Below are 17,807 nucleotides of genomic sequence, written 5' to 3'. Positions count from 1 at the left end.
AGGAGCCTTATGAATTACATTACTATTAATTACGCAAAAGATAGTAAATTAACCGATTTTGGAAAAGCAGTTCTATTGGATAGGTATTTAATAGAAAATGAAAGTTATCAAGATCTCTTTATACGTATTGCTAATTACTATTCTGATGATAGAAAACATGCACAACGTCTTTATGATTACATGAGCAACTTGTGGTTCATGCCTTCAACACCAATACTTAGTAACGGCGGTACCAAAAGAGGATTGCCTATTTCCTGCTTTCTTAATGAAACTGAAGATAGCTTGAAGGGAATAGTTGATCTATGGAATGAAAATGTTTGGCTCGCTGCACGTGGTGGTGGAATAGGTAGTTATTGGGGAAATTTACGTTCAATTGGTGAAAGTGTCAAAGGTAGCGGTAAAACATCAGGAATTGTGCCATTTATCGTAGTACAAAACGCTCTGACGCTTGCAATCAGCCAAGGATCCTTAAGAAGAGGAAGCTCAGCAGTTTATCTTCCTGTATGGCATCCAGAAATAGAAGAGTTTCTAGACTTACGTAAGCCAACTGGTGGTGACCCAAATCGCAAAGCATTAAATATACATCATGCTGTAATAGTAACAGATAAGTTTATGCAAGCTGTTGAAGATGATCAAGAATGGGATTTAATAAGCCCTCATAACAATAAAGTTATTTCAACAGTAAAAGCACGGGATATATGGATTAAAATATTAACAGCAAGAATTGAAACTGGAGAACCTTATATTATCTTTCTTAATGCAACAAATAACAATAAACCAGAACCTTACAAAAAGCTCAATTTAGATATCAAAATGTCAAACCTATGCAGTGAAATAACTTTAACTACAGGTTACGATCACCTGAAAAAGTCACGCACTGCTGTATGTTGTTTATCATCCGTAAATCTTGAATACTACGAAGAATGGAAAGATAATGAGCTTTTCATAGAAGATATAATGCGTTTTCTTGATAATGTATTAGAGGATTTCATAAACCACGCACCAAATGAAATACAGCGAGCAAAATATTCCGCAATAAGAGAGCGTAGTATCGGTCTTGGTGTGATGGGCTTTCATTCATTTTTACAAAGTAAAATGGTTCCTTTTGAATCAGTAACAGCCCAACAATGGAATAAAAAAATATTTAAGCATTTGCGCGAGCAAGCAGATGTAGTTTCTAAAAAATTAGCAGAAGAAAAAGGGCCATGTCTTGACGCTAAAGAAATCGATCTAATGGAAAGGTTTACACATAAGCTCGCTATTGCTCCAACTGCCTCAATTTCGATTATCGCAGGCAACACTTCTCCTGGAATAGAGCCGTATGCAGCAAACGTATTTATACAGAAGACACTTACAGGTTCATTTGTAGTACGAAATAAATTCTTGCAAAAACTACTAGCAGAAAAAAATCAAGACAATGATGAAACATGGTCCTCAATTTCAACAAATGAGGGTTCTGTTCAGCATTTAGATTTTCTTAGCAAGCATGAAAAACTGACATTTAAAACAGCATACGAACTTGATCAACAATGGATCATAGAACATGCAAGTGATAGAACTCCTTATATTTGTCAATCTCAATCAGTAAATCTGTTCTTACCTGCCAATGTGCATAAACGTTACTTACACAAAATACATATGCTTGCTTGGAAAAAAGGATTAAAAAGCTTGTATTACTGCAGATCACAATCAATGCAGAGAGCTGACAAGGTCTCACATGACATATTCAAAAAAAGTGAAATATTACAACAAAAAACAGATATTAATTATGATGAATGTCTATCATGCCAGTAGACTGTACATAACTTACTGTCACAAAAATACAATTGTACAAAAGTTATGTTTTCATAGATGCTACATAGAAATCCAGATGAATTTCTAAAGTCTATTCCAAGAGATAAACGTATAATGTGCCTTGATATGGGAGAAAAACAAATAGGCATAGCATTTAGTGATAAAACACAGCTTATAGCTACAGCTCATAGTATATATTATAGAAGAAATATGAGCAAAGATTTAGGCTATCTAAATAGAATGCTTAAAGAAAATGAAGCTGGATCAATGGTAATAGGACTACCATTCACAATAGATGAACAAGAGACCGAATGGTGCAAAGTAATAATCCAGTTTGCAAATAAAATAATAAAAAAATGCAAAGTACACATATACCTACAAGACGAAAGTCTATCAACATCTCTTGCAACTCACGCACTAAAAATTATTGGAATATCAATCACAAAATCAAAAAAAATAGATGATAAAATTGCTGCATGTATTATTCTACAACAAACATTAGATAAGATAAACGCCATCAAATAGTTTTTTAAACTGAATTCATGTAAAACTACTCAATAAAACAAAAATTTTTCGTATAAGCATGACAAATTGCTGTAGCAAGAGCATCAGCAGTATGGTGACATTTTATATTTGAGCTTTTAACTATTTGCTTTACCATAAATATAATCTGACCCTTATCAGCATGACCATTTCCAGTAATGCTCTTTTTTATATAGTTTGCATCATATTCATTCATGGGTAAATCCGTCATTCGTAATATTAAAATTGCAATTGCTCTTGCATATCCTAAAGTTAGCGAAGATTTTGGATTCTTATTAATAAAAATTTTTTCCACAGCAGCTTCATTTGGAGAGTATAGGAAAATTACTTTCTTTAATTGTTCAAAAATTATATGTAGACGTTCACCTACACCCAATTTACCATCAGTTGATATGGTACCGCCACCCAAAAATTTAATATTATTCTTTTCTTCCAGTCTAATAATGGCCCAACCAGTCTTACTCATCCCTGGATCTAGGCCTATTATTTTAATCACTTAATAAAGGCTTAACCAATAAATAAACAGAAATAAAAATATCCAGACTAGATCGACAAAGTGCCAATACCAAGAAGCAAACTCAAAGCATAAGTGATCTTGAGGTGTAAATTGACCTTTTCGAGCTCTAAATAAGCATACTGACAAAAATATTATTCCTATTATAACATGCACACAATGAAAACCAGTAATCATGTAAAAGTTGGATGTATAAATAAGTTTTTCTCCTGTTTCTCGCAAAGAAAAACTTGCTTCATGATATTCGATTGCTTGCACTATTATAAAGAATATCCCAAGCAATATAGTTATAGACAGCATTTTAATCATGCTTTTTTTATCATTTTCAAGTAAAAAATGATGTGCTGAAGTAATTGTTGTACCAGAAAGCAATAATATTAGTGTATTCATAAATGGTAACGACCACGGATCCGGTGGTAAAATCCCTTCAGGGGGCCATTCAACTTTTTTTGTAGGAGAAAACGCTTCAAATAAAAAAACCGGATCAAGCCAGGCTTTAAAGAATGAACAAAAGAACGCTATAAAAAACACAACTTCCGAGAGGATAAATAAGTACATTGCAAGCTTGAGTCCATGTTTTACAATGGCAGTATGGCATTTATCATAAATTGCTTCTCTTATTACATCTCTCCACCAATAAAACAGTACACCTGATACTGCAGAGATTCCTAAAACTAAACCAAATATTCCAGAAGTTTGTTTATGAAATACACCAACTAACCCAAGTGCAAGAACAAAAATTGCTGCTGATATAGCAATTGGCCAGGGGCTTGGATCCACTAAATGAAAATCATGCTCTTTACTTTTCATATCATCTTTAAAAATACGTATCAAGCATACAAATTAGCTTAAAATTGTCAATATTTCTTAAAGTCTTGATTAAATTTTGAAAAATTATATGCCCCACTCCAAAAATCCAACTCAAATTGTGCAGTTATTTTAAATAATTCTAGCATTCTGGTTCTTTCACTTTCTCCTACTTTGTTACAATATTCGTCAACAATATCTTCCAAAGCAACACATCCAGATTCCATCAAACTACCGCCAAAAAAATCAAGCCAATCCTTATACCTATTATTTTTTTTAATTTTATTTCTCATATTATCAACAACAATTTTATATATGAAATGGCAAGAGTAAAGAACTGTTACAGCTTCATAAACATCGCTATATGAAGTAGACAAAAGAAAGTTAGTAAAATTGAAACACTCAAGCGACTTTTCTCCACGATTTATGGAATACACAGCAAAGTAGTGGTTGTATAACACTTTCATAATCTCTATTACCCCTTTAGCCACCTCAATAAATGGAACAATGTTGTTACAACTCTCCATTTTTGATGCAATCATTAAAACAGTACGAATATAATCAGCTAAAAAGAATGCATCTTGTTGTATATAAAATTTGAAGTTTTCTATGTTTAAAGTATTATTTGCTAATTCAACATTAAAAGGATGCTCAATAATATCCTTTAAAAGATTTGACCCATAATAGCTCTTAATTATACCACTGAACATCACATAAACTAGAATATAATTTAGTGTTAATACTACAGACTATGCTAGAGAATACATCTCATCCCAAAACAATATTTCTAGCTCTAAACCTCTCTTAAAAAACTCATGCATCCTTCTTTTTTCACAATCGCCAGCTTTCTTATAAAATTTATTCGTAACATTAGTAAACTCATCAATTGCAGCATTCATTGCTTTGCTATTGTAAATATTGATCCATCCTTCGTACTTGCTATTTTTAACCTCATCAGGTGTTACCTCACTCATCATATTATGTAGAATGATTTGGTATATGTTAAAGCAAGGGTAAGATGCTGATAAAGCTTCAGCAACAGAACTGTGATATGCAGCGCGCATGAAAAAGTCAGTAAAGGCAGAACAGGCTCTTGATTTTTTGTGATTATCAGATAAATCACAATCTCCAAAATGTTCTTTATATTGCCTCCGAACATCAAATGTTCCTCTTGCCACATTTATTAAGCTGCTCATTATTTCAATGTCATGAACTTTAGCTGCAATAATCAATAAAGCACGAGTACAGTCCACTAAATATAAAAAATCCTGCTGAAGATAAAATTTAAACTTTTCATAATCTAGCGTATTGTTCATCAATTCAACATTGAAAGGATGTTTTATTATTTTTTCAATAAGGCCAGATGACTCTCTTACAGCAATATCGTAAAATTCTTCTTTTGGTTTGTCGGACATCTTGTAAGCCTCATAAATATTAAAACTGGTATAATTACTAAAAAGTTACTTACAATTTAATAATAAGTTATTATATCAGTATCAAGCTAGAAATAAAAGAGTTTAATAGTTTAAAGAAATTCTCTCTTTTTTTCTTCTATATTAAATTCTTTACAAAAATCAGTAGATAAGTCCACACCTTCCCAAGAAAATCCACCATCACTTTCCGATTCTTTACCAAAATGCCCATAGCAGGCTGTACGTTTATATATAGGATGGTTAAGTGATAAATGTCTTATTATGCCTTTAGTTGATAAATCTATGTTACCTTCAATAAACCCTTTAATCCTCTCTTCATCTATTGTATTCGTGCCAAATGTATCAATGTAAAATGAAGTAGGTTTTGAGACACCAATTGCATAAGAAAGCTGCACAAGACAACGTTCAGCTAAACCTGCAAAGACAATATTTTTAGCAAGGTATCTCGCCATATAAGCTGCGGATCTATCAACTTTTGTTGCATCTTTTCCAGAAAACGCTCCTCCACCGTGTGGAATATAGCCTCCATAAGTATCAACCATAACTTTTCGTCCGGTTAATCCACAATCACCAACTGGTCCACCAATAACAAATCTACCTGTTGGATTGACTAAGAGATTTTCTTTAGGGCACATCCACCCTTCAGGTAAAGATGAAGCTATGTAAGGATAAATTATTTCCTTCACTTTCGATTGACTCAGATCCTCAAGATGCTGTATTGAAACAACAATACTTTCAGCACGCACTGGAAGGTTATTCTCATACGCCAAAGTGATTTGCGATTTTGCATCCGGACCAAGCTTTACCCCTTTGACCATACTCATGATATTTCTCAGAATCGAGTGTGCATAAAAAATGGGTGCCGGCATGAGGCTTTCTGTCTCTATTGTTGCATAGCCATACATTATGCCCTGATCCCCAGCACCTTGATCCCACTGCCATTAAGTTAAGGAAAAGTGATGAACTGTATTATAAAATCAGGTAAGATCCACAAATTAAAAGAAGTAATGACATGAGTAAAAAAAAGAATAATCATGTTTATAAAAAATAAATTGATGAGTTTAAACTTTATAAACGCACACAGAGCATCCTCAAAAGACTTCTCACGAAAAAGAAAGCTGCCCTTCGTTAATGTATTTCTCCTGATTTTTAGAAAGAGTGTAAAGTCATTACAAGTGATGCTTAATGAGTTTGTTCTGCATACAAGAAAAGATTATACAATTACGGCAAGTGCATTTACTCAAGCAAGAAAGAAGCTAAAGCATACTGCGTTTTCAGAGTTAAATGATGATATAGTTTCCCTATACTACCAAGATCAGGAATTTAAAACCCACCATGGCTTCAGAGTACTTGCATTTGATGCTTCAATACTGATTCTGCCAAAGAGCGACAAAATAATAGGTGAGTTTGGCTCAAGAGCAGTATGGAATGGAATCCAGAGATTTGAAGACTATACAAGTGCAACCTTTGAAGTTTGCTACGATGTGCTAAATAATATTGCAATAAAATCTGTGCTAAGTAGAGGTGACAGCTATGAGGTTGATTTAGCAATCGGTATGCTTGAATCCATAAAATCAGACGATTTGTTAATCTGTGATAGAGGATACGTATCTTATCGATTTCTTGCTGAGCTTACAGGAAGGAAAATCAATTATATAATTCGCTGTTCAAGTTCGTCTTTCAATGAAATAAACGCTATGTTTAAGCCGGAAAGCCCATCTAGTACGGTGGTAGTGTCTACCGCACCTATTAAAGTAGCAAGACAGCTACGAAAGCTAGGATTACCTGATGAGATGAAATTCAGGTTAGTCAAAATAATACTTTCTTCTGGCGAAGTTGAAGTGTTAGTAACATCTCTGTTAGATGAGAAACGTTTTACAGTTGAAGAGTTTGAGAGATTATATTACTTGCGCTGGGGAGTAGAAACATTTTTTTCTAGGCTGAAGGGAAGATTAAATTTAGAGAATTTCACAGGAAAAAGTATTGAAACTATCAAGCAGGATTTTTGGTCAACTATCTTCATCAGTAATCTAGAAAGTATCATGATAGAAGATGATGAAGAGACATTGAGCGCACAGAATAGTAAACTAAAAAAAAGCATCAATAAATCTGTCTCATTTAATGCGATTAAAAACTTAGCCTTTGATATTTTTTCTACAGAGTCAGACATAGACTGCATTATGGATCGACTATCACAGTTATTTTTGATGAACACTTTAGTGGTGAGAAAAGGGAGAAGAGTTGATCGTCATAAGATATCTGATATTCGTTCACTCAACTACCAGAAAAGAGCTAGAAAACATGTGTTTTAAATTCAAGATATCTTTTCAGTATCATTGCATTAGTACATTCTTTGCAAAATAACCTGCAATTATTACTTTTTTAAATAACTTGCACTTTTCAGACTCCCTTTTCTTAAAAATTCACCCTAGTATTTACCATAATTATCAATCACTTCAAATTTTTTGTCCAATCTTAACTTCTCTTTCCCTTAACTTAATGGCAGTGACCTTGATCCACACCTATTGCAATGTCATTTGATTGTTCATGTAGCAATATATTTACTTTCACTGTTTCCCAGTGGAAACCATCATGCTCATAACCAATACCTTTTATTGTATTCCGTACAATACTTTCAATCTTGCTATTTTCAATGTTCGGCCCAAATACTTCCCCAGCTATAATAACATTATCTTTAGTAACTAAAGTCTCTATTGCAGTACGAGAGGAAGAGTCATTAAAAAGGTATTCGTCAAGTATTGCATCTGAAATCTGGTCTGCTACTTTGTCTGGATGACCGGCTGCTACTGATTCACTGGTTACTGAATTCTTATGTAAAACCATCGCTTAGTTACACGATATCAAAACTATTGCAAATTTAAATGGTGGGTCTGGGAAGAGTTGAACCTCCGACCTCACGCTTATCAGGCGTGCGCTCTAACCACCTGAGCTACAGACCCGTATCTATTCAAGCCAAGGCTTGCATATCATCTGTAGGCACAACATCAATAAACGTCTTTTTATTTGCTGATTTTCTAAAACTCACCCAGCCTTTCGTTTTAGCAAAAATCGTATGATCTTTACCCATACCAACATTCTTTCCAGGATGAAATTTTGTACCTCTTTGACGTACAATTATGTTACCTGGAATAACCTCACCATTCTTCTTTATCCCGAGCCGACGCCCTGCCGAATCTCTACCATTACAGGAACTACCACCTGATTTTTTAGTTGCCATATCTTACCTCTTACTTTTGAAGACTAATTTCATTGATACGAAGAACAGTAATATACTGCCTATGACCATTTTTCCTACGGTAATTTTTTCTTCTCTTTTTCTTAAAGATTATAATTTTTTTATCTCTACACTGCTCCAGTACTTCAGCTTTAACAACAGCATTAGATGAACAAGATAAGCCATTACTTGAAACACAAATCACTTTATTGATTTCCACTTCCTCTTTTTCTTCAGCTTGTAATCTTTCTACTTTAATTATGCTGCCTTTTTTTACTAAATACTGCTTTCCACAAGTTTCGATTACTGCAAACATGACAAATATCAATTATTGTTATTAACACTAATCGTAAATGATGTTACACATACTGTCAATATAAATAAAAACATGAAATACTTCTACCTTTATCTGCTTTTCCTTGGAGAGTAGTCAAGTTTTAAAACTTGACTACTCTCAAATTCTCTTAGTATCATGAAAACTTTACGACGTTAATAAAAACTCAAGCTTTCACTAAAAACATTCAATCGGAGCTTATAAATTAAAACTCATTCCAAGTTCAAACCCATGAGAAAAATTACTGAACTTGTGAAGTTTATAGCCAGCGAAAACATTCGTTCTCTCAGAAAGTGGAAGATTAATACCAGCACCTATCTGGTAGGAAAAAACTTTTTTACGTCTAGCTGTTGACCTTGCTGTGCTGGTTGAGATACTTTAGCTCCACCTCCTACACCAAAAGTAACATAAGGAGTAATATCCGTACTTTCAAATTGATGATTATAATGAAGCTTTGCCATGAATCCTAACTCTGCCAAAGATCCTCCAAACAAAACAGATTTCAATACAGGACCAGCTGAAATTTTTATGCTATCTGTATAATGATAGCCAAGCTCATAATTAATACCAAGATTGCCATATGACGACGAAGTATAGATTCTATCTCTAATCCAATCAACTCCAAAAGACGGTGCTGACAAAGAACAGCAGATAACCAAAGTAAGTAATTTTTTCATTTTCACCCTCTAACCATGAATATACGCATATATATCCATAGAAAAGTTAAAAATCACATAACTTACATAATAAAATTGGAATCATTTTCTTAGTTACTTGCCTGTCTCTTGCAATTGCCAAACTTTTCTTTTTCACATTTTATTACCTACTGCAATCATCATTTTAGCCTATATAACTTGCTTTTATTTCAACAAAAATTCAAACCAGACTTCACTAAAAACATTCAATCAGATTTTACAAATTAAAACTCATTCCAAATTCAACCCCATGCGAAAGTTCATGGAACTTTTGCAGCTTATAGCCAGCAAAAACACTTGTTCTCTCAGAAAGTGGAAGATTAATACCAGAACCTATCTGGTAGGAAAAAAATTCTTCTACGTCTGGCCCTTGATTTTCTGAAAGAGGAATTTTAGCAACACCTCCCAGACCAAAAGTAACATAAGGAGTAATATCCGTACTTTCAAATTGATGATTATAATGAAGCTTTGCCATGAATCCTAACTCTGCCAAAGATCCTCCAAACAAAACAGATTTCAATACAGGACCAGCTGAAATTTTTATGCTATCTGTATAATGACAGCCAAGCTCATAATTAATACCAAGATTGCCATATGACGACGAAGTATAGATTCTATCTCTAATCCAATCAACTCCAAAAGACGGTGCTGACAAAGAACAGCAGATAACCAAAGTAAGTAATTTTTTCATTTTCACCCTCTAACCATGAATATACGCATATATATCCATAGAAAAGTTAAAAATCACATAACTTACATAATAAAATTGGAATCATTTTCTTAGTTACTTGCCTGTCTCTTGCAATTGCCAAACTTTTCTTTTTCACATTTTATTACCTACTGCAATCATCATTTTAGCCTATATAACTTGCTTTTATTTCAACAAAAATTCAAACCAGACTTCACTAAAAACATTCAATCAGATTTTACAAATTAAAACTCATTCCAAATTCAACCCCATGCGAAAGTTCATGGAACTTTTGCAGCTTATAGCCAGCAAAAACACTTGTTCTCTCAGAAAGTGGAAGATTAATACCAGAACCTATCTGGTAGGAAAAAAATTCTTCTACGTCTGGCCCTTGATTTTCTGAAAGAGGAATTTTAGCAACACCTCCCAGACCAAAAGTAACATAAGGAGTAATATCTGTATTTTCAAATTGATGATGATAGTGAAGCTTTGCCATAAGTCCCGCGTCTAAAATCCCTTCATTCATAACAAGTTTGACTATAGGGCCAAATGAAATTTTAACGCTATCTGTACAGTGATAGCCAAGATCATAATTAACACCGAGCATGCCATACGACGAAGAGGTATAGGTTCTATCTTTAACCCAATCAACTCCAAAAGATGGTACTGAAAGAGAACAACAAACCAACAAGGTAAATAATTTTTTCATTTTTATCTAAGATCTCAGCATATTCATATATAAGCATAACCATCAAGAAAAAAATTGGAATTATTTTATTTTCTTAGTTATTTGCCTTTCTCTTGCAATTGCAAGACTTTTCTCTGGCACATCCTCTACTATAACGCTACCTGCTGCAACTAGAGAGTCATCATAAACATTAAGCGGTGCAATTAATGAACTATTGGCACCAATAAAACAATTGCTTCCAATATTTGTTTTATGTTTCTTTTTCCCATCATAATTACAAATAACGGTACCTGCACCTATGTTACTCCCCTGCCCTACCTGAGTATTTCCTATATAACTTAAGTGCTTTATCTTAGTATTTATACCTATATCACTTGCTTTTGTTTCAACAAAATTACCTATGATTGCACCATCACCTATTGTTGTATTTTCACATTTGGCAAATGGACCAACCCTAACACCAGATCCTATTTTTACTCCAGGACCAAAAAAAACGTATGGGTAAACAATCGAATCCATACCAATTTGCGTATCAAGAGAGAAGAAAACAGTTTCTGGAGCAACAAGTGTTACTCCAGAGTTAGTGAAAAACTTTCTTTTTTCTTCTTGAAAGTAAAACTCAGCCGTTGCAAGGTCATTCCTATTATTTATGCCAGTTGCCTCCTCCTCATCAGCAATAACATAGCCAACATTTAAATTACTCTTTACTGCAATGGCAACTATATCAGTCAGGTAATATTCGCGAGCTTGATTATTACACTCTATTTTCTCCACTAATTCATGTAAATCTTTTGTATATGCAACCATTATTCCAGCATTAGCAAGAAATTCCTCATCATTATTTCTACCATTTTGTACTTCTACTATTTCTCTTAGGGAACCGTTCTCAATAATTAGTCTACCGTATCCTTTATTATCAGTTTTAAACCCAAGACAAACTAAAGCATTGCTCTCTCCTAAGCAGCTTATCATTTTAGTTATTGTGCTGCTTTTTATCAGCGGAGTATCTCCATACTGCACAACAACTATGTCTGATAATTCTTTCAGGTTTCTCATTGCAATTTTGACTGCATCCCCTGTGCCGAGCGTTGACTCTTGTGTAATGAATTTTATATCCTCAAAGCACTTTAGTCTTTCAATTAAAGGCTGATCAACTACAACAGCAATATTTTCAGGATTTAGCTGCTTTGCATTGTAAATGACGTGCTCAAGCATGGAGAAATTACCTATTTTGTGCAGAACCTTAGGCAAGCTTGAATTCATTCGTTTACCATGCCCAGCAGCAAGTACAACAAATGTATAAGATTTATTTGTCACTTATCTTAAAGACGAAAAATGAAAACCATAATGGTTGAGCCAATTGATTTTGTTGTCGTAAAAACTCCTTAGATCACCAATTTGATATTTCAGCATCGCAAGCCTTTCTATGCCAATTCCAAATGCAAAGCCACTGTATTTAGTATGGTCTATTCCAACATTTTTAAAGACATTTGGATGCACCATACCACATCCAAGTACTTCAATCCATTTACTATCTTTATAGCTTATGTCCACTTCCGCAGAAGGTTCAGTAAAAGGGAAAAAACTATTACGAAAGCGTATTCTTAGACCCTTATCTCCGAAAAATTTACTAAGGAAGCAATGAATAGTAAATTTTAATTGGCCCATATTGACATTTTCATTAACATAAAGTCCTTCTATCTGATGAAACATAGGAGTGTGAGTTGCATCAAAGTCATTTCTGTATACCCTGCCTGCAGCCACTATTTTAATTGGAAAAGTTTTTGTCTTTTCCATGGTTCTAATCTGCACAGATGAGGTATGAGTGCGCAGCACCATTCTTTTATCATTTATTTTATTCCTTAAATAGAAGGTATCTTGCTCCTCTCGTGCAGGGTGGTGACTTGGAGTATTTAATGCATCAAATACGTGAAATTCATCTTCAATATCAGGACCATCAACTGCTTTAAAGCCCATATGCGCAAAAATGAGCTTCACTTCACTTATAACTTTACTGAGTGGATGAATCTTGCCAATTCTTTCTGGTCTGACAGGCAGTGTGATATCAACTGCTTCATTTTGCAGTTTTAACTTAACTTCTTTATCTTTCAGTTCATTTTCTTTGCTTGTTATAAGCTGGTCTATCTTATTGCGTAAAACATTAATCACTGCACCTAGGTCGCGTTTCTCTCCTGCATCATCTATATTCTTTAAGTCATCGAAATAAGCTTTTACTACACCCTTTCTCCCCAAGTATGACAACCTAACTTTTTCTAAATCCTTCAAAGAAGCAGCATTTTCAATCTCAGAAACTGCCTTATCTTCAAGTAAAGGTATTTCACTTATTAGCTCTTTATTCACCTTAAAAACGCTAGCTTAAACTTTCATTATAGTGCAATCTTTAATATCATCAATAAAACTATTTGGATAAAAAGGTGTCATGCGAGTACTCTCCCTTCTTGTCATCCAAGTAGCTGACACTGGGATCCATAACAGGTAATAAGAAGCACTGAAATGACATCTCTATAGGACTCCTAACTAATCCAGAATATTAAAAAATTCACCAAGCGAAAAAAAGGCAAAAGAATCCCCCAGTAGTGAGTTTTATAATGTAAATCGGCATTGTAATAATGTGCTAACGCTTATTTAAAGCGCGTTTTGGCTGAATGTAGAAAAAATAAAAAAGACATGCAGCCGCTATAATTTTATGTAATCTGCCAATATATACCTGAGTTTTTTACTGAATTTTGTTGTTAAATCTGCAGAGATTAAAAACAAGGATAAACACTCTTATTGTCATGATAAGAAGATTGATGAGATTTGTAAAGTAACTTTTTCTGCTCTTATTGAATCCAACACGCTACTATTATGTAAGAGTGCTATAATTATTAATTTATTGACTAATTATGTTTTTTATTTCACTCTATATTAAAAAATTTACTCATGCATAGTAGTAACATAGAAACTAAGAAAAAATATGAAATGGAGGATTTACCTAAGTTTTTTAAGGATAGATCTAAAGAAATAAGTAAAGCATTTTCTAATGAAGTGCTGGAGATTAGCACCATTCGCTCAAAAAATATTACAAGTGATACGCAAGAGTTTTCATTTAAGCTCAAGCTACTGACAGAGGTAAACCCTAATACAATATTACCTCAAATAAAACATTTAATTGACTTTTTTAAAATCTGCCTTTCTCAGGAGAAAAACTTCACAGCCAATATAAAAATGCCAAAAGAAAGTGAAGAATTATACAATAGCTACTGTAAAACTGTAGAAGAATTCATAAATAATGCTCCAATTCAAATCCTCCTGCAGGGCATAACAATAACGCTACAAACAGAAGTTAAAAACATCAACCTCAATAGCTTGCAACAAATCGAGGCATTTTTGAATGAACAGCTAAAGCATGCAGAAAAAGCTAAAAATGAGGATGCCACAAGAAATTTAGTCCCTCAAGAAATAGAGCGGGATATAGGTCAAACTACTTCGCACACAGATTATTTTAAGGCTAACAGAAAAAAGAAGTCAAAAAAGCAAGCTCAAGAACTATCAGAAGAGGAAAAACAATCAATCATAAAACAAGTTCAACTTGATGCTAGAGTAGCTATGATAGATAATTTGGCTGAGCACAAGGGAAAAAAACTTGATGAAATATTCGTAGAAGTAATAAGTGAATATAAAAATCAAGATTCAGATGCATTTTACAATATTTTCAACTCAGTGTTTAATATTATTTATTTCCAAGATAAACAACTACATGAAATATTAGAGCCGAATGAGATATCAGAAGTGCTAGAGGTACTCAAAAGGCCACAACCCCCTAATAATTCACTTTTAGGTAAAGAATATTTACAAAAGCAAGTATATAGAAAAAAAGAGCAGTTGATTAAATTAGTTTCAGGCCAACCTTCTCCACAGCCTAAAAATGTTTCTCATGAAATTTTACCAAGCAAAGCTGTAGATCATTTACCAAAAACAAATGAAGCTAAAACTCGATTGCCTACTAATATTAGGCTCAAATCACCATTAAAAGCTATGTTTTCTTCGAAAGAGACTTATTTTTGTCTATTTTTAGTAGCAGCTTCTATATCAGCACTCTGCCTATGGCATTTGCCGCTGGGAAAAGTGTCAATTTTAAAGGAATTGGTGCCAGCAGAAAAAAGGGAAAGTATCGGTCTAACATTAAACATAGGGTTACCAATATTAATTACGCTGTGCGTTTTGAACCTGGCTTACTTTATATATTCTGAATATTCTGTAGAATCTATTGAGCAGATAAGTAAAAAAGATCTTCCTTTGCGCACCTAACAAATAAGATCTTTTGTGATATAATTATTTATTTTATTGCATGTTTAAAGGAATTATCAAAGATATTGGCACTATAACTGATATCACTATCCACCCTAACTCTGATCAAACCTTCCATATTGAGACACAAAATTTATCCTCTATAAACAAAGGAGATTCAATATCCTGCTCCGGAGTGTGTTTAACTGTTGTCAACATAATGAGCGATGTATTCACAGTTCAAGTATCTCAAGAAACTATGAAGGTTTCTAACTTAAATATGTGGAAAACAGGAAAAAAAATAAACCTAGAGCAAGCAATGAAACTGAGTGACAGAATTGACGGCCACTTGGTTCAAGGTCATGTGGATGACACAGCAGAAATTTTAACAATCAATCAAAATTTAGAATCTCATGAAATCAGACTATCATGCCCACAAGAATTAATTAAATTTATTACAAAAAAAGGTTCTGTAACGCTAGATGGAGTTTCCCTTACAGTAAATTCAGTTATCGATCAAGAATTCACTGTGAACATTATTCCCTACACATGGAAAAATACAACTTTTCAATATAACAAAACAGGTAATTACCTAAATTTAGAAGTTGATATGATTGCCCGGTACTTAGACCAGCTGATAAAATATCAACACAATTAATTTTACAACTTTGTTATTTACAACTATTATATCTTGAAAATCATATAGATACAAAATATGTTTTTCGATAGCCTAATTATCTTTATTATTGTCTTGTGTGTAATAATATCGATAACTAGAGGTTTTATAAAAGAGCTATGTGCATTAATGTTGTTGCTCTTATCAGTCTTTTTGACAGCTAGTTACTATGATTTTTTTATTATAAATTATAGTAAGTATTTTGACTCTAAAGTTACACAAAACATACTTTCTACAATCTCTGTATTTATCATACTTAATCTTACATTCATGACAATGAATAACTGGCTAATGTACATATTATCACCTATAAGGTTGGGATTAATGGATAGAGTTACTGGAATCTTTGTCGGAGCACTCAGAGGAATATTGCTTTCTTATGTACTATTTTTTGCTGTGCACTTATATTGCCACACAGTATATGATAAAAAAGAGGGAGAGTCTAAAATAGACGCAGAAGACATATTGCCCAATTGGATAATAAATTCACACTCTTATCAGGCTTTATTTGTGACAACAGAAGAAGTAATTAACATGTATGTACCAGAGTCATTGATACTAAAAATAAAAGAGATTGGTGAGGAAATGGTTGATCAAGAAAAATCTCAAAACAATAAAGAAAAGTGAGTGTTCATTTTCTATAGCTAAATTAGCTTAGACAGCTGTTATCCACAGCAGTGCGCCATAGGTTACCAATTCCTATTACTAATCAAACAAAACTGCAAACATTGACGAATAAGTAAATCATCAAAAAAATTTAAATGTATAATTTTAGTTCATCAATGTAATACAACAAAACTTTTTTAGTGAATTCAAAATCTTCTAAGGTATTTCCTTCACATCTTGCTGTTATGCAGTTTTGCGTATTTGATACTCTAAGAAGCCACCAACCTTTATCATCAGTTACCTTAATTCCATCAAGCTCTGAAAATACAATGTTTTGCTGCTTTAGTGTCTCCTTTATTGATTCAATTATTTGAAATTTTTTCTCATCCTTCACTACAATTTTCACTTCATGAGTGATATATAACTTTGGTAAATCTTTAATCATCTCAGATAGGCTTTGGTTTTTCTTAAGTAAAATGTCAATGGCTTTAATAGCAGAATATAGTCCATCATCAAAACCTAGCTCAGAAAAGAAAAAATGTCCACTCAGTTCACCGGCAAACTTGGCCCCTTCTTCTACCATCTTTTTCTTAACTAGTGAGTGTCCAGTGGCACAGGTAATTATTTGCCCTCCTAATTTGCTAACGAAATCATGCACTTTCATACTCATTTTTACGTTGGCAATAACCTTGCTTTTTGGGTGTTCCGCCAATACTTCACGTGAAAAAATCATAAACAAGTGATCATTGGAAACAACATTACCTTTATTATCAATCAAGCGTACCCTATCACCATCACCATCAAGTGCAATACCAAGATCACATTTATCTTTCTTGACAATATCTATTAACTGAGCAAGATTTTTCTCTTCTATGGGATCTGGGTCATGCAGTGGAAACGTTCCATCTATAAAGCTATTGGTTACGATGTGTATATGATCTGGTAAAATCTTTTCAATATACCTTACAATTGTTGGGCTATTGCCAAAATCCCAAGCTATTTTTAGTTTTTGTGTAGCGTTATTCTTGAGCGCATTTTTTAATATGTTAACGTACTCACTATATATATTCGTGTTAATTAAGCTTCCAATTTTCGTGCTGTTTTTAATTGTATTGCCTATAATTTCCTTCATTTCTTGATCTGAGTAAACTTTTTTACTACTGAAAAATTTAAAGCCGTTATATTCTCTGGGATTATGAGAAGCAGTGATCATAATCCCAAGATCTGCCTGCATTGTTGCAGCGTAGAGCATAGGTGAAGAACAGAGCCCAACGCGTATAACATTCGCACCGGATAAAATCAAGCCTCTGATTAATTCTTTTTCTATGCTTGGTGAATCTATCCTGCTGTCATAGCCTACACAAACGTTAGCTGCAGTTTGACCGAATTTTCTACCTATTTCATACCCATCACTGATTTGCAGGTCTCTGCCTACCACACCTCTAATATCGTATTTTCTTATAATAGTATTGTCCATACTGCACTTCTTGGAGTGGTTAATATA

General features: G+C 33.5%; 17 protein-coding genes, 1 tRNA gene and 3 pseudogenes. 6 read left to right on the top strand and 15 right to left on the bottom strand.

Features of this window, described 5'->3' with window-relative positions; translation table 11 throughout:
- Positions 1-9 precede the first annotated feature (9 nt).
- Together OPS21_RS02525 and ruvX are read left to right on the top strand one after the other, a co-directional pair.
- The gene (locus tag OPS21_RS02525) at positions 10-1,794 is read left to right on the top strand and encodes a ribonucleoside-diphosphate reductase subunit alpha (protein ID WP_264336922.1); all 1,785 of its coding nucleotides are present in this window, start codon (positions 10-12) and stop codon (positions 1,792-1,794) included.
- 57 nt (positions 1,795-1,851) lie between these two features.
- Positions 1,852-2,319, top strand: coding sequence for a Holliday junction resolvase RuvX (gene ruvX, locus OPS21_RS02520; protein ID WP_264336921.1), 468 nt, complete (start codon positions 1,852-1,854; stop codon positions 2,317-2,319).
- A gap of 25 nt (positions 2,320-2,344) precedes the next feature.
- Here ruvX and ruvC read toward each other — a convergent pair whose 3' ends face one another.
- The 5 genes and pseudogenes from ruvC to metK form a co-directional block, all read right to left on the bottom strand.
- On the bottom strand, positions 2,345-2,833 hold the full coding sequence (gene ruvC / locus OPS21_RS02515; protein WP_264336920.1) for a crossover junction endodeoxyribonuclease RuvC: 489 nt from the start codon (positions 2,831-2,833) through the stop codon (positions 2,345-2,347).
- Positions 2,834-3,661 (bottom strand): cytochrome c oxidase subunit 3, encoded by an 828-nt coding sequence (locus tag OPS21_RS02510; RefSeq protein ID WP_264336919.1) that lies wholly within the window; start codon positions 3,659-3,661, stop codon positions 2,834-2,836.
- 47 nt (positions 3,662-3,708) lie between these two features.
- On the bottom strand, positions 3,709-4,368 hold the full coding sequence (locus OPS21_RS02505; protein WP_264336918.1) for a TenA family protein: 660 nt from the start codon (positions 4,366-4,368) through the stop codon (positions 3,709-3,711).
- 39 nt (positions 4,369-4,407) lie between these two features.
- The gene (locus tag OPS21_RS02500; protein ID WP_064085980.1) at positions 4,408-5,073 is read right to left on the bottom strand and encodes a TenA family protein; all 666 of its coding nucleotides are present in this window, start codon (positions 5,071-5,073) and stop codon (positions 4,408-4,410) included.
- Between the two features lie 110 nt (positions 5,074-5,183).
- Positions 5,184-6,023, bottom strand: a pseudogene (gene metK, locus OPS21_RS02495) (methionine adenosyltransferase); the annotation flags it as partial.
- 102 nt (positions 6,024-6,125) lie between these two features.
- On the opposite strand from metK, the gene OPS21_RS02490 reads away from it, so the two are divergent.
- On the top strand, positions 6,126-7,403 hold the full coding sequence (locus OPS21_RS02490) for an IS4-like element ISWpi18 family transposase (RefSeq protein ID WP_264336305.1): 1,278 nt from the start codon (positions 6,126-6,128) through the stop codon (positions 7,401-7,403).
- Between the two features lie 196 nt (positions 7,404-7,599).
- Here the strand turns inward: OPS21_RS02490 and OPS21_RS02485 are convergent.
- The 9 genes and pseudogenes from OPS21_RS02485 to pheS form a co-directional block, all read right to left on the bottom strand.
- Positions 7,600-7,935, bottom strand: a pseudogene (locus OPS21_RS02485) (S-adenosylmethionine synthetase N-terminal domain-containing protein); the annotation flags it as partial.
- 39 nt (positions 7,936-7,974) lie between these two features.
- Positions 7,975-8,051, bottom strand: a tRNA-Ile gene (locus tag OPS21_RS02480).
- An 8-nt stretch (positions 8,052-8,059) separates the two neighbouring features.
- On the bottom strand, positions 8,060-8,329 hold the full coding sequence (gene rpmA, locus OPS21_RS02475; RefSeq protein WP_006012184.1) for a 50S ribosomal protein L27: 270 nt from the start codon (positions 8,327-8,329) through the stop codon (positions 8,060-8,062).
- Between the two features lie 10 nt (positions 8,330-8,339).
- Positions 8,340-8,642 carry a 50S ribosomal protein L21 gene (gene rplU, locus OPS21_RS02470; RefSeq protein WP_264336916.1) on the bottom strand — a complete coding sequence of 101 codons (303 nt, stop codon included), beginning with the start codon at positions 8,640-8,642 and terminating at the stop codon, positions 8,340-8,342.
- A gap of 216 nt (positions 8,643-8,858) precedes the next feature.
- Positions 8,859-9,337 (bottom strand): annotated as a pseudogene (locus tag OPS21_RS02465) (outer membrane protein).
- Positions 9,338-9,572: 235 nt separating this feature from the next.
- Positions 9,573-10,046, bottom strand: a complete 474-nt coding sequence (locus OPS21_RS02460) for a hypothetical protein (RefSeq protein WP_264336914.1) — start codon at positions 10,044-10,046, stop codon at positions 9,573-9,575.
- Between the two features lie 235 nt (positions 10,047-10,281).
- Positions 10,282-10,752: a P44/Msp2 family outer membrane protein gene (locus OPS21_RS02455; protein WP_264336913.1), complete on the bottom strand. Its 471-nt coding sequence runs from the start codon at positions 10,750-10,752 to the stop codon at positions 10,282-10,284.
- Between the two features lie 60 nt (positions 10,753-10,812).
- Positions 10,813-12,048 (bottom strand): NTP transferase domain-containing protein, encoded by a 1,236-nt coding sequence (locus OPS21_RS02450; protein WP_265027695.1) that lies wholly within the window; start codon positions 12,046-12,048, stop codon positions 10,813-10,815.
- The gene (gene pheS, locus OPS21_RS02445; protein ID WP_264336911.1) at positions 12,049-13,092 is read right to left on the bottom strand and encodes a phenylalanine--tRNA ligase subunit alpha; all 1,044 of its coding nucleotides are present in this window, start codon (positions 13,090-13,092) and stop codon (positions 12,049-12,051) included.
- 582 nt (positions 13,093-13,674) lie between these two features.
- Here pheS and OPS21_RS02440 point away from each other — a divergent pair.
- The 3 genes from OPS21_RS02440 to OPS21_RS02430 are packed head-to-tail and all read left to right on the top strand — an operon-like array spanning position 13,675 to position 16,324.
- The gene (locus tag OPS21_RS02440) at positions 13,675-15,042 is read left to right on the top strand and encodes a hypothetical protein (RefSeq protein WP_264336910.1); all 1,368 of its coding nucleotides are present in this window, start codon (positions 13,675-13,677) and stop codon (positions 15,040-15,042) included.
- A 40-nt stretch (positions 15,043-15,082) separates the two neighbouring features.
- On the top strand, positions 15,083-15,679 hold the full coding sequence (locus tag OPS21_RS02435) for a riboflavin synthase (RefSeq protein WP_264336909.1): 597 nt from the start codon (positions 15,083-15,085) through the stop codon (positions 15,677-15,679).
- Between the two features lie 57 nt (positions 15,680-15,736).
- A complete protein-coding gene (locus OPS21_RS02430; RefSeq protein ID WP_264336908.1) occupies positions 15,737-16,324 on the top strand; it encodes a CvpA family protein in 588 nt (195 codons plus the stop codon).
- Between the two features lie 130 nt (positions 16,325-16,454).
- Here the strand turns inward: OPS21_RS02430 and OPS21_RS02425 are convergent, their stop codons facing one another.
- Positions 16,455-17,780: a phosphomannomutase/phosphoglucomutase gene (locus OPS21_RS02425; protein ID WP_010407162.1), complete on the bottom strand. Its 1,326-nt coding sequence runs from the start codon at positions 17,778-17,780 to the stop codon at positions 16,455-16,457.
- Between the last annotated feature and the right edge of the window lie 27 nt (positions 17,781-17,807).

Origin of the sequence: Wolbachia endosymbiont (group B) of Chorthippus parallelus (genome assembly GCF_947251815.1) — a bacterium.
Taxonomy (GTDB): Bacteria; Pseudomonadota; Alphaproteobacteria; order Rickettsiales; family Anaplasmataceae; genus Wolbachia.
This window is presented reverse-complemented; position numbering and strand designations above follow the sequence as displayed.